Below are 12,891 nucleotides of genomic sequence, written 5' to 3'. Positions count from 1 at the left end.
ATGCCACAGGGCGGGTTAAACTTGCGTTGGCCTGATGCGCCCTTGGTGCAAGACGAGCGCCTGCAAGAGTACAAAGGCTATGCGGCGATCGCATTCGCGCGCGCAAATGGTATTGATCAGACTGTTGTGAACACAAAGAAAGCGCGCCTTGGCATTGTGGCCTCTGGCAAAGCCTATGAAGACGTGCGTCAGGCCTTGTTTGAACTTGATCTTGGTGAACGTGCAATCGAAGCGATTGGCCTGCGGATTTACAAAGTACGTATGCCTTGGCCGCTTGAACCCGTTGGCATCCGCCAGTTCTCGGAAGGTCTGGAAGAAGTCCTGATCGTTGAAGAGCGCCGCGAGATTATTGAAAACCAAATCAAACAGCAGTTGTTCAACTGGCGCGCTGATGTCCGTCCGCGCATCGTCGGCAAATTCGACGAAAACGACAAACCGTTCTTGTCCATGTCCAAAGGCCTGACTGTCACGTCCGTGGCGCGGGCTATCGCGGATCGCGTGTTGCGCCTTGATTTGCCAAGCGATTTGGTTGAGCGCCTCAAAGCCAAGTTGGCCCGTTTGGAGGGCCTTGAAAAAGCAAGCGAGGTTGTTCAGGCGCCGGTTATTCGACTGCCGCACTATTGCGCGGGTTGCCCGCACAACACGTCAACCCGCGTACCAGAAGGCTCAAAAGCGATGGCGGGCATTGGCTGTCACTTTATGGCGCAATGGATGGATCGCAATACAGAAACATTCACCCACATGGGCGCAGAAGGTGTGCCGTGGAGTGCTATCGGCCGTTTCTGTGATGAGAAGCACCGCTTTGTAAACTTGGGCGACGGTACGTATTTCCACTCTGGATCGCTTGCCATTCGCCAATCTGTCGCCGCAAACGCCACCATCACGTATAAAATTTTGTACAATGACGCCGTGGCGATGACCGGTGGCCAGAACGTTGATGGAGAACTGACGCCAGAGCAAGTGAGCCACCAGCTTTATCATGAGCGGGTGAAAGAGATTTACCTGCTGACTGACAAGCCTGAGCTGTACGAGATTTCTGAGCTTGCGCCTGGCACCAAGCTTTTGCACCGCGATCACATTGATGACGTGATGTTGAAACTGCGCGAAGTCGAAGGCACCACAGCGATTATCTATGAACAAACCTGTGCCGCAGAGTTGCGCCGTCGCCGCAAACGGGGGCTGGCCGAAGACCCTGACAAGCGCGTGTTCATCACCCCTGCCGTCTGTGAAGGCTGTGGTGATTGTTCTGAACAGTCCAATTGTATCGCCATCGATCCGCTTGAAACCGAACATGGCCGCAAACGTCAAATCAACCAGACGGCCTGTAACAAGGACTTCTCATGTTTGAAGGGCTTCTGCCCGTCTTTCGTGACGGTCAAAGGCGGTGCCTTGCGCAAAACAACTGGCAAATCAGAGGCAGACATCAGCGCGCTGCCTGATCCGCAAATTCCCGAAATCACACGCCCTTGGAACATCGCAGTGACAGGCGTTGGAGGTACGGGCGTTCTGACCATTGGTGGCGTTTTGGGCATGGCCGCGCACTTGGAAGGTAAAATTCCGATGGTGATGGATATGGCCGGTCTTGCGCAAAAAGGCGGCGCCGTTCTAAGCCACATCCGAATTTCAAATCCGGATCGTCCAGCGCGCGCACCGCGGATTTCTTTGGGCAGTGCTGACCTTTTGTTGGCCGCAGATGGTGTTGTTGCAGCGTCTAAAGACGGCATTTCCTTGTGTGATCCTACGCAGACAGCCGGTGTCGTGAACACCAAGGTCACGCCTGTATCCACTTTCGTCAGAGAACGTGATTTCGACTTTAAAGAATTCACAGTCGAGGCCAATATCGCCGCTGTTGTGAAAACCCGCGACGATTTCCATGACTTCTCTGCGGTTGCCAGAACTGTAACCGGAGACGAGATTTCCGCCAATATCATGATGGTTGGTTATGCATGGCAATCTGGCCTTGTGCCGTTGGAATTGTCGTCAATCCTTGAAGCGATCAAGCTGAACGGCGTCGCTATCGCCGCCAGCATCAACGCGTTCAACTGGGGCCGTATTCTGGCGCATGACCCTGCATCGGTTCACGCACTTTTGGCACCGCAACCTAAGTCTAAAGCCTTGGCCGACTTGTCGCTGGAAGACCTGATTGCGCATCGCAAAACTCATCTGACAAAGTACCAAAACCGTTCGTTGTCCAAGAAATATGGCACAATGATGGACAAAGTCGCGCAAGCGGCGCAGCGTCTTGATGACCAAGCCTTGGCAGAAAAACTCACACGGGCCGCGGCGCACAATTATGCTAAAGTACTGGCATATAAAGACGAATACGAAGTTGCACGTCTGTTTACAGATCCTTCGTTTTCTGAGGCGATGACAGCGCAGTTTGAAGGCGATTACAAACTATCGTTCAATCTTGCGCCGCCAATGCTGTCGGGCAAAGCTCCAAATGGTCGCCCTAAAAAGCGCGAGTTTGGTGCATCAACTTTGAAACTGTTCAAGGTCTTGGCAAAGGCCAAGTCGCTGCGCGGGACACCGCTCGATGTCTTTGGCTACACCGCTGAGCGCAAAGCAGAGCGCGCGCTGATTGCGACATACCAAAGCGATCTCAACTTGGTCTGTGACCGACTGACGGCCCAGACGGCGCAGGATGCGATTTCGCTTCTATCTTTGGTCAATGAGGTACGTGGCTTTGGCCCCGTAAAGGAGAAGGCCATGGAAACCTACCACGCTGAGCGCGATGCGCTTTTGGCTAAATTTAACACTGCTAACACTGCAGGCGAACAGGCGTCACACGCCGTCGCCGCAAATCACTAAGGGAAGAGACAAACCATGTTTATGCATACAATGAATTTCGATCTTGGTGAGGAAGTAAACTCCTTGCGCGATATGGTTCACCGCTGGGCGCAAGACCGCGTCAAGCCACTGGCAACACAAGCCGATGAGGAAAACAACTTCCCAAGCGAGCTTTGGACAGAGTTCGGTGATTTGGGCCTTTTGGGGATTACCGTGCCCGAAGAAGACGGCGGTTCTGGCATGGGCTATTTGGCGCATACTGTTGCGGTTGAAGAAATTGCGCGGGCGTCTGCATCGATTTCCTTGAGCTACGGCGCGCATTCAAACCTGTGCGTTAACCAAATCAAGCTCAACGGCAATGCCGCGCAAAAAGCGAAATATCTGCCCGGTTTGATCAGCGGTCAGCACGTTGGTGCCTTGGCGATGTCCGAAGTGGCTGCTGGGTCTGATGTTGTCGGCATGAAGCTGAAAGCCGACAAAGACGGCGACGGGTTTCGTCTGAACGGCACAAAGTTTTGGATCACCAACGGCGGCGAAGCGGAAACATTGGTGGTCTATGCAAAGACTGATCCGGACGCAGGCTCCAAAGGTATCACCGCCTTTATCATCGAAAAAGGCATGCCTGGATTTTCCACGTCGCAGCACTTTGACAAGCTCGGGATGCGTGGTTCAAACACGGTCGAGCTGATCTTTGAAGACGTCTACGTGCCTGCTGAGAACATTCTTGGCGAGTTGGGCAAAGGCGTCAAAGTTTTGATGTCTGGTCTGGACTATGAACGTGTGGTGCTGTCTGGCATCGGCTGTGGCATCATGGCGGCGTGCTTGGACGAAATCATGCCTTACATGGTGCAGCGCAAGCAATTCGGTCAACCGATTGGCTCTTACCAATTGATGCAAGGCAAGATCGCCGACATGTACACCAAAATGAACTCGGCGCGGGCCTATGTTTATGAGGTCGCAAAAGCCTGTGATCGTGGTGAAGTTACCCGTCAAGACGCCGCAGCTTGTGTGCTTTACGCGTCTGAAGAAGCAATGGTCGTGGCCCATCAGGCTGTCCAAGCTATGGGCGGCGCGGGCTTTATGAATGAAACCCCTGTGAGCCGTATTTTCCGTGATGCGAAGCTTATGGAAATCGGGGCAGGGACCAGTGAAATCCGCCGGATGCTCATTGGTCGCGAACTGGTCGGGAAAATGTCCTAATGGCTGTCTTAAAATCAACCATTTCACCGAATTCAGCGTCGTTCAAAGCCAATATGGCCGCGCACCAGCCTGGTTTGTCGCTGATCCAATCGGTTGCGGATAAGGCTGCTTTTGGTGGCGGAGAGAAAGCGCGCGAAAGACATCTATCACGCGGCAAATTGCTGCCGCGTCAACGTGTTGCGGAACTGCTCGATCCGGGCTCACCGTTCCTTGAGGTCGGCCAATTCGCCGCAAATGATTTGTACGATGGGATTTCCCCTTGTGCAGGTGTTGTTGCGGGCGTGGGCCGTGTGTCGGGTCGCCTTGTGATGGTGATCTGTAATGATGCGACGGTTAAAGGCGGGACGTATTTTCCCATGACGGTCAAAAAGCACCTGCGGGCGCAAAAGATCGCTGAGGAAAACTGTCTGCCGTGTATTTACTTGGTCGACAGCGGCGGGGCGAATTTGCCCAACCAAGACGAAGTTTTCCCTGACGAAAACCACTTTGGTCGCATCTTCTTCAACCAAGCGCGCATGTCTTCAAAAGGGATTGCCCAGATCGCTGTGGTGATGGGATCGTGTACAGCTGGCGGCGCATATGTGCCGGCCATGTCCGACGTGACCATCATTGTGAAAGAACAAGGCACGATCTTCTTGGCTGGTCCACCGTTGGTGAAAGCCGCGACGGGCGAAGTTGTGTCTGCAGAAGACCTTGGTGGCGGCGATGTTCATACGCGCTTGTCTGGTGTGGCTGATTACTTGGCCGAAAACGACAGCCATGCGTTGTCTTTGGCCCGTGATGCTGTGTCCAATCTCAACTCGCAGCCTGCGGCACAGATTGACTTGGCGACGCCAGAAGCACCGCTGTATGATCCGTCAGAAATTTTGGGCGTGGTGCCTGCAGATTTGCGCACGCCTTACGACGTCAAAGAGGTCATCGCGCGCATTGTCGACGGCAGCCGTTTTGACGAATTCAAAGCCCGTTACGGCACGACTTTGGTCTGTGGTTTCGCCCATATCATGGGTATGCCTGTTGGGATCGTTGCCAACAACGGTGTATTGTTTGGCGAATCCGCGCAAAAAGGCGCGCACTTCGTTCAGCTGTGTTCGCAACGCAAAACACCGCTGGTGTTCTTGCAAAATATCACGGGATTCATGGTGGGACGCCAATACGAATCCGCAGGTATCGCCAAAGACGGTGCCAAGCTTGTGACGGCTGTTGCAACCACCGAAGTGCCGAAAATCACCATGCTGATCGGCGGCTCTTTTGGGGCTGGCAACTACGGAATGTGTGGTCGCGCCTATTCGCCACGCTTCTTGTGGACATGGCCGAACTCGCGCATTTCTGTGATGGGCGGCGAACAAGCCGCGTCCGTTTTGGCAACTGTCAAACGCGCCTCAATTGAACGCGGCGGTGCATCTTGGTCTGCTGAAGAAGAACAGGACTTTAAGCAACCAACCATTGATATGTTCGAACGCCAAAGCCACCCGCTGTATGCGGCGTCACGGCTTTGGGATGATGGCATTGTGGACCCGTCAAAGTCTCGCGAAATTCTTGCCCTTTCGCTCGCGGCTGCATTGAATGCGCCGATCCCTGAGACCAACTTTGGCCTATTTAGGATGTAATTGCGGTATGTTTAATAAAATTCTTATAGCAAATCGCGGCGAAATCGCCTGCCGTGTCATCACGACAGCGAAACGTTTGGGCATCCGAACTGTTGCTGTTTTCTCTGATGCCGATGCGCGCGCCAAACATGTCGCGCTCTCTGATGAGGCCTACCATATTGGCCCATCTGCCGTGAACGAAAGCTACCTCTTGGGGGATAAGCTGATTGAGATCGCGCTCAAATCGGGCGCGCAGGCTATCCATCCAGGCTATGGATTTTTGTCTGAAAATCCTGAGTTTGTGGATGCGGTTGAGGCCGCTGGCCTGACGTTTATCGGCCCGTCTAGCTCTGCCATTCGTGCCATGGGGCTTAAAGATGCCGCCAAGGTTTTGATGATTGAAGCGGGCGTTCCGGTTGTTCCTGGCTATCACGGTGAAAACCAAGATCCGGTCTTTTTGGCTGCAGAGGCCGACAAAATTGGATATCCGGTTTTGATCAAAGCCCGCGCAGGCGGCGGTGGCAAAGGCATGCGATTGGTCGAAGACCCCAAAGATTTCGCCGCCAGCCTAGAAGGCGCGCAGCGTGAAGGTCTCAACAGTTTTGGCGATGCGTCTTGCTTGATTGAAAAATACATCACCCAACCGCGCCATATTGAAATTCAGGTCTTTGGCGACAACCACGGCAATGCGGTGCATCTGTTTGAGCGCGATTGTTCTTTGCAGCGTCGCCATCAAAAAGTGATCGAAGAAGCACCCGCGCCTGACATGCCTGACGATGTTCGCGCAGCCATGGGAGCTGCCGCTATCAATGCCGCGAAAGCCATCAACTATTCGGGCGCTGGCACGGTTGAGTTTATCGTCGATGGCTCAGATGGGCTGCGCGCTGACGGGTTTTGGTTCATGGAAATGAACACGCGTTTGCAGGTCGAACACCCCGTTTCCGAGGCGATTACAGGCCTTGATTTTGTTGAACTGCAATTGCGCGTTGCCGCTGGCGAGGTCTTGCCCGTCAAGCAAGAAGCATTGTCGATCAAAGGCTGGTCGTTCGAGGCGCGCCTATATGCAGAAGACGTCCCCGGTGGATTTTTGCCCTCAACAGGTACCTTAGATCACTTGCAGTTTCCCGCAGGCAGCGCATTTGAAAAGGGCGCTGTGCGGATCGACAGTGGTGTGCGCGAAGGTGATGAGATCAGCCCATTCTATGATCCAATGATTGCGAAAGTGATTGTACACGGTGATGATCGGGCATCCGCGCTCAATGCGTTGACGACTGTTTTGCAAGATTGCCAAATCAGTGGCAGCACCACCAACCTTGATTTCCTTGTGGCCTTATCGCGCCACGCAGGGTTCTCAAACGGCGAGGTGGACACAAACTTGATTGCACGTGATTTGACCGCTTTGACGGCAGTAGCGCCATCGTCTGAACCCGCGACAGCATTGGCCGCAGTTGCAGCACTGGGTGTTTTGGCACCGCAGCCCGCCGATGATCCTTGGGTAAACTTGGTTGGATGGCAGCAATGGGGGACAGAGCCACGTCGCCAAGCGTTGATCGTGAATGACCAAGAGGTGACGTTTAACGTCACAATCTTGTCGCCCACCACGTTCGAGGTCAGCTGGTCCGACGCGACACTTGGCCTAGAAGTCATCGACTTGGGCGAAGGTCGTTATGACATTGCCTATGACGACTACCGTGGCCGCGCGACTGTCTTTGCACAAGGCGACGATGTATCTGTCTTTATGGACGGAAAAACAGAGCGTTATACAATTCCGCAACCTAACTTTGGGGCAGGGGATGATGACGCGTCGAGCAGTGTTATCTTGTCGCCTATGCCGGGCTCAATCACGAAACTAGACGCCGTCGCGGGACAAACCGTGGCAGCTGGCGATGCTTTGATCGTGATTGAGGCCATGAAGATGGAACACACACTTGCTGCCCCACGTGATGGCGTGATTGCCGAGGTTCTTGTGGAACAAGGCGATCAAGTCGATGCTGGCGCAGTCGTCATTCGCTTGGAGCTTTTGGATGAGTGATCAAGTTCTAATCTTTGAAATGGGGCCGCGTGATGGTCTGCAAAACGAAAAGCAATTCGTTGAAACAGCCGATAAGGTGAAGCTGATCAACGATCTTGTGGACTGTGGATTTCGCAAAATCGAAGTTGCCAGTTTTGTTAGCCCGAAATGGGTGCCGCAAATGGCCGACGCAGAAGATGTGGTTGCGCAATTGCCGAAAGGCGCTTCGTCCAAATTTGCTGCCCTGACACCCAATGTGCGCGGCCTGACGCGCGCTTTGGGAACAGGCCTTGACGAAGTTGCGGTATTCGCCTCGGCTTCCGAAGCCTTTAGCCAAAAGAACATCAATTGTTCGATCGAAGAAAGCCTCGCGCGGTATCAAGAGGTGCTTGATTTGGCACGCGAGAACGACATGCCTGTGCGTGGCTATGTGTCTTGTGTGACAGACTGTCCCTACACGGGTGCCATCGCCCCAAGCGAAGTTGCGCGTGTCGCCAAAGCGCTGATCGATCTTGGGTGCTATGAAATCAGCCTCGGCGATACCATTGGCAAGGGCACGCCTGAGACGGTCAACAAAATGCTCGATGCTGTTTTGGATGTGGTGCCTGCGGAACGCCTTGCGGGGCATTTCCACGAGACGTCTGGGCGCGCGATTGAAAACATCGCCGCCAGTCTTTCGCGCGGTGTGCGGGTGTTTGACAGCTCCGTCGGGGGATTGGGCGGTTGCCCTTACGCGCCCGGTGCGTCCGGCAATGTCGCGACAGAAGCCGTGGTTGCCTTTTTGCACGGGCAGGGCATTGAAACAGGTATCGATGTGGACAAGCTCGCTGAGGTGGGCCGCTTTGCAAAGACATTGAGGACAGATTGATGAAACGCGATTACGAAACTTTGGATCTGAGTTTGGACGACCGCGGTGTGTGTTATCTCACGCTAAATCTGCCAGAGAAACGCAACGCGCTTTCGGCCACTATGATCGACGAGCTGACAGAATTCGCCACCACGTTCAAAGCGGGCGCTGGGACGCGTGTTGTTGTGATGCGTGGGGCTGGCAAAGTATTCTGCGCTGGCGGTGATCTTAAGTGGATGCAGGCGCAAATTGCGGCTGACCGTGCCACGCGCATTGTTGAAGCAACCAAGCTTGCGCAAATGCTGCGGGCGCTCAATGAGCTTCCCGCGCCTTTGATCGGTCAGGTTCATGGCGGATGTTTTGGCGGCGGCGTCGGCATGGCGTCGGTCTGCGATACTGTGATTGCGCATAGCGACACGAAATTTGGTCTGACCGAAACCAGATTGGGCATTATTCCCGCCACCATCGGCCCCTATGTGATTGCACGTATGGGCGAAGGCAGGGCGCGGCGCGTCTTTATGAATGCCGAAATTTTTGGATCTAAAAAGGCCGTTGAGCTGGGGCTTGTGGCACAGATCGCGGGCGATGATGATATGGATGCAGCGGTGGAAGCCGCAGTTTTCCCGTACCTGAATGTTGCGCCGCTTGCTGTGGCTGAGGCCAAAGCACTGGCCAGAGAGCTTGGTCCAACGATCGACGAAGCCGTCATCACGCGCACGATCGGACGCTTGGCCGACATCTGGGAAGGTGAAGAAGCGACCCACGGAATTGACGCGTTTTTCGCCAAACAAAAACCGCGTTGGCAATAACGTCTAAGTCGTTGATTTTGGAAAGACCTGCAGCGCAGCGGGATGACCGCTGCGCCAGTTTTACTTAACAGTGATCGGTGTCACATAAGCAATAGCGTCGCCGACACTGACCATCACTTCGCCTTCTTGAATGTTCACCTGCATCTGCATCGAGCGGCTGACCAAGTCTGCCAAGGCACGTGTTTCAGCCTCGGCCAAATTGACCACAGATAGGTGATCGAACCGCGTGGTGCTGTTCTTGATCTTGTCCCACCACATATCCGCAGTGTTGCCGCCATAGGTATAGACGATCACCTTTTTGGCTTTGCCACAGGATTGGCGAACAATTTTCTCAGTTGGCAGGCCCAAAGTGATCCACAGTTCAAGTTCGCCACTTAAGCTTTTGTGCCAAATGTCTGGCTCATCATCCGTCGAAAGCCCCTTGGTCATTTCAAGTTGTTCATGCGCATTTAACGCGAAAGCCAAAATACGCAGCATCATCCGTTCATCTGTCTCTGAAGGGTGCTTTGCAATCGTCAGTTTGTGGCTCTCGTAATAGTGACGATCCATATCACTGACAGAGAGGTCAACTTTGTAGATGGTAGCTTTCTGCGCCATGATGTGTCCAAACTTGATTGATTTGGCTATGCGTAATGGCTCTGCGCGCTTTAGGAAAGCAGATAACGCCGCAGAGCCCCAGTCACGCCGAAGAACACGTCAAGCTTACTGGAAGCACGCTCAACGAGACTGCTCAGTTCTCCTGAAATGGTGCTGATGTCGCAAACCAGCCATCAATCCGGCCCGATGATGATCAAGCATTGTGCCACACAGATAGCCGGCGGGTTTTAAACGATGGTTTTGTCGCGGTTTAGTTCCGGTCTCTTTCGAGCAATGTTTGCTATGAAGGAGACAAGGGAATCGCAAAAATATACACAGACGAGTTTCGTGCACTATTCTAGCAGTTTTCCTGTGTATAAGTCTCGTCGCCCGGACTTTGCCACATCCCGACTTGCTGCATTCTCGCTTAAAAATCTTCTTTTGAGGCGCGCTGTCTCGATGCAGGAATTCGGCTAGTACCGCGAGTACCCGTCAAGTCGAGCTGGTTTGTCGGCCCAACAGAGATGCTGCTACCGCCAGCCCTCTCAACGCGCACGCACTGCAACTTCAGAAAATGCTGCGCAATCCTTGTCAGTTGTTCCGGCGCCACAGACTACCGCGGACCATCCGGATTGAGGCCCCTGCCTGTTCTGCAGCCAATGAAACCGGTTCGGATGGGCTTCGAACTTTCGAGTTGATACCCATATGCCAGCCAAAGCGAAACCGACCAACACAGTACTGTGTCGAAAATGTTGTAGTTCATTGACATTAATGAGTAAAAATGGTGCCCAGGGCCGGGGTGCATAAAGTTTTCTGAATCAATGATTTAGTGAAAAGTGGGGCACTCCGACTTCCCATAGTTTCATTATGTTTTTCGGGAAAATTGTCCCACTATTCTCGGTTGGATTCCGACTTTGCAGGCCCCGGCACATCCTTTCAAAACTGCAAAACAAAATCACCCCCCAGGCTGCGACCAAGTGGATCTCGAGGTACTTGCAGTCAATAGCCGCTTTTGCCGCGCGGCAAATGCAGTCAATTGCTATAGGAAAAGGCGGCGGTCATTTCCTGCTGACCATGCAAAAATGAGTGCTGAGCTCCAATGTAGACTGACCGATGTCTCGTAAAACTTTGATCTGCTTATGCCGCGTACTTGAAAAACATCGCTTGCTTCGATCTTGCCTCGCCTTAGTCGTAAAGTTGGTTGAGACCGCGCAATGGGTCCAAAAGCGTTGCGATATCCATCGGGAAAGTTTGGCCAGCATTCAGGTCTTTTGCGATCTGTAACTTCTTTCGACCTAGTCCATGTTCGGCGCTTATGGTTCCGCCAAACGCAAGGGCGGCTCGGTACACACTTTCGGAAAGTGCAGCAGATGGCATCTTGTCGCTGGGCGATAGATTGAAGTGGATGTTGCCATCGCCAATGTGGCCAAAGGCTGAAATCAAAGCGTCGGGATCAATCTCTAAAACCAAATCGCTGGCCTCTCGTATGAAATCGGGAACAAGCGCGACGGGCACCGCGATGTCGTGCTTGATCTGATAGCCAGCAAGGCGTTGCCCTTCCACGATCGCCTCGCGCAGAAACCAAAGGTCTTGGCGCTGCGTATTACTGGCAGCAACGACACCGTCGCAAACGAGGTCTTGTTCCATCGCCGTCTCTAATAGGGTCATCAGTGTGTCTTGAAGGCGGGTCTCGTCGGGGCCGCTTATTTCGACAAGGACGGACCAGTCAGGCACGTCATCAAGTGGTGCGCGCGCGCCTTCGATATGGGCGCTGGCAAACGCGAGGCCTTGCTTGGGAATCAGCTCACAGGCATCGACAGCTCCGCCTGTGTGTTCAAGCGCAAGGCTCAGGAACTCGGGCGCAGCATCAAGGGAATTTAACGAAAGCCATGCCGTCGCACGGGCAGGGGGGCGCGGCACCAGCTTCAATACGGCTGCTGTGACGATACCTGTCGTCCCTTCGGCGCCAAAAAATAGGTGCTTGGGGTCGATACCCAGATTGCGTTTGCGCAGGCTCGATAAATCGGACCAGATCTGACCGTCGGGAAGAACCACTTCCAGACCAAGTACAAGATCGCGCATGACCCCCCAACGAAGTGCCATTGTGCCGCCTGCGTTGGTCGCGATCAGCCCACCAATTTGCGCAGTGCCCTCCGAGCCAAGCGACAATGGAAACAGCCGCCCTTCGTTTTCGGCGGCGGTCTGTAAGTTCGAGAGCACGCATCCAGCCTCGACGGTCACGGCATTGTCGCGTGGATCGACCCTACGAATGGCGTTCATGCGACCTAGTTGCAGCACAACCGCCTCGCGTGTTGAGCTTGTGGGGGTGGCGGCGCCGACCAAGCCAGTGTTGCCGCCCTGTGGCACAACCATGACGCCCGCTTTGCGGCAAATCTTGACAACCTGAGCGACTTCTTGCGTCGATGAAGGGCGCACAACAGCGAGCGCCTTCCCTTCGTATTCGCCCAACCAGTCAGTTAGGTAAGGGGCCATATCGGCACCTGTCAAAATAGCGTTTGGAGACAGTGCTTCTTGCAGTTGTTGCAACGTATTCGTCATAGCAGTTTAATTGCCCGTTCGGATGTGTCGCGGAAGTGGTGTTCGATCAGGCTTGCCGCAAGGTCGGCATCTCGCGCGAGCGTGGCTGCCATGATGTCGCTATGTTCCTCGAATTTCCGGCCACCTAGGCCTTCAGGTGCGCGTTTGGTTACAAATCTGTAGCGATCAAGCTGATCAAACATGATTGACCGCAAACGGAACAGCCAGCGCCCTTGGCAGGCAGAAACAAGCGCTTCGTGGAATTCTCGGTGGCGTTCGACCCATTCCGAATGGCGTTCCATCCGGCGCTCCCACGGCAGGTTTTCAATCTGGCTCAACCGATGGTGCACGGCCACAATTTTGGTTTCCCAATCTTCACCACCATGTTCAATCGCTTCGCGCACGGCGCGCTTTTCGAAGGTGATGAAATGTTCGGTAATTGTACGTCGTCAGAGTTTTTGGGTCCAGAGGCTGCGTAATTTAGGCGAGTATCTGGCTCATCTGGTTGGTTGTATTATGCGGCGCGTGTGCTGT

At 53.9% G+C, this 12,891-nt stretch carries 9 protein-coding genes; 6 read left to right on the top strand and 3 right to left on the bottom strand.

The window, feature by feature from the left end:
- From ABF287_RS07940 to ABF287_RS07915, 6 genes are all read left to right on the top strand, one after another.
- The coding region (locus tag ABF287_RS07940; RefSeq protein WP_347184471.1) for an indolepyruvate ferredoxin oxidoreductase family protein at nt 1-2,811 on the top strand (2,811 nt) is incomplete at its 5' end.
- Between the two features lie 15 nt (nt 2,812-2,826).
- Nucleotides 2,827-3,990 (top strand): isovaleryl-CoA dehydrogenase, encoded by a 1,164-nt coding sequence (locus ABF287_RS07935; RefSeq protein ID WP_347184470.1) that lies wholly within the window; start codon nt 2,827-2,829, stop codon nt 3,988-3,990.
- The gene (locus tag ABF287_RS07930) at nt 3,990-5,597 is read left to right on the top strand and encodes a carboxyl transferase domain-containing protein (protein WP_347184469.1); all 1,608 of its coding nucleotides are present in this window, start codon (nt 3,990-3,992) and stop codon (nt 5,595-5,597) included. The genes ABF287_RS07935 and ABF287_RS07930 overlap by 1 nt, the downstream gene beginning before the upstream one ends.
- Before the next feature lie 7 nt (nt 5,598-5,604).
- Nucleotides 5,605-7,608, top strand: coding sequence for an acetyl/propionyl/methylcrotonyl-CoA carboxylase subunit alpha (locus ABF287_RS07925; RefSeq protein WP_347184468.1), 2,004 nt, complete (start codon nt 5,605-5,607; stop codon nt 7,606-7,608).
- A complete protein-coding gene (locus tag ABF287_RS07920) occupies nt 7,601-8,455 on the top strand; it encodes a hydroxymethylglutaryl-CoA lyase (protein ID WP_347184467.1) in 855 nt (284 codons plus the stop codon). Before ABF287_RS07925 ends, ABF287_RS07920 begins: the two co-directional genes overlap by 8 nt.
- Nucleotides 8,455-9,243 carry a crotonase/enoyl-CoA hydratase family protein gene (locus tag ABF287_RS07915; protein ID WP_347184466.1) on the top strand — a complete coding sequence of 263 codons (789 nt, stop codon included), beginning with the start codon at nt 8,455-8,457 and terminating at the stop codon, nt 9,241-9,243. Before ABF287_RS07920 ends, ABF287_RS07915 begins: the two co-directional genes overlap by 1 nt.
- 60 nt (nt 9,244-9,303) lie before the next feature.
- Here the strand turns inward: ABF287_RS07915 and ABF287_RS07910 are convergent, their stop codons facing one another.
- The 3 genes from ABF287_RS07910 to ABF287_RS07900 form a co-directional block, all read right to left on the bottom strand.
- The gene (locus ABF287_RS07910) at nt 9,304-9,840 is read right to left on the bottom strand and encodes a YaeQ family protein (RefSeq protein ID WP_347184465.1); all 537 of its coding nucleotides are present in this window, start codon (nt 9,838-9,840) and stop codon (nt 9,304-9,306) included.
- 1,164 nt (nt 9,841-11,004) lie between these two features.
- Complete coding sequence (locus ABF287_RS07905) at nt 11,005-12,378, bottom strand: FAD-binding oxidoreductase (protein ID WP_347184464.1); 1,374 nt, start codon at nt 12,376-12,378, stop codon at nt 11,005-11,007.
- Nucleotides 12,375-12,782, bottom strand: coding sequence for an FCD domain-containing protein (locus ABF287_RS07900; RefSeq protein WP_347184472.1), 408 nt, complete (start codon nt 12,780-12,782; stop codon nt 12,375-12,377). The genes ABF287_RS07905 and ABF287_RS07900 overlap by 4 nt, the downstream gene beginning before the upstream one ends.
- Between the last annotated feature and the right edge of the window lie 109 nt (nt 12,783-12,891).

Source organism: Pacificibacter sp. (genome assembly GCF_039769035.1).
GTDB lineage: Bacteria > Pseudomonadota > Alphaproteobacteria > Rhodobacterales > Rhodobacteraceae > Celeribacter.
The sequence above is the reverse complement of the archived record's forward strand: the minus strand, read 5'-3'. Positions and strand labels throughout refer to the sequence as shown.

Excerpts from the sequence above, each read along its gene's own strand:
- ABF287_RS07930 (WP_347184469.1), top strand. The coding sequence starts at position 3,990 with ATGGCTGTCTTAAAATCAACCATTTCACCGAATTCAGCGTCGTTCAAA.
- ABF287_RS07925 (WP_347184468.1), top strand. The coding sequence starts at position 5,605 with ATGTTTAATAAAATTCTTATAGCAAATCGCGGCGAAATCGCCTGCCGT.
- ABF287_RS07910 (WP_347184465.1), bottom strand. The coding sequence starts at position 9,840 with ATGGCGCAGAAAGCTACCATCTACAAAGTTGACCTCTCTGTCAGTGAT.
- ABF287_RS07935 (WP_347184470.1), top strand. The coding sequence starts at position 2,827 with ATGTTTATGCATACAATGAATTTCGATCTTGGTGAGGAAGTAAACTCC.
- ABF287_RS07915 (WP_347184466.1), top strand. The coding sequence starts at position 8,455 with ATGAAACGCGATTACGAAACTTTGGATCTGAGTTTGGACGACCGCGGT.
- ABF287_RS07905 (WP_347184464.1), bottom strand. The coding sequence starts at position 12,378 with ATGACGAATACGTTGCAACAACTGCAAGAAGCACTGTCTCCAAACGCT.
- ABF287_RS07920 (WP_347184467.1), top strand. The coding sequence starts at position 7,601 with ATGAGTGATCAAGTTCTAATCTTTGAAATGGGGCCGCGTGATGGTCTG.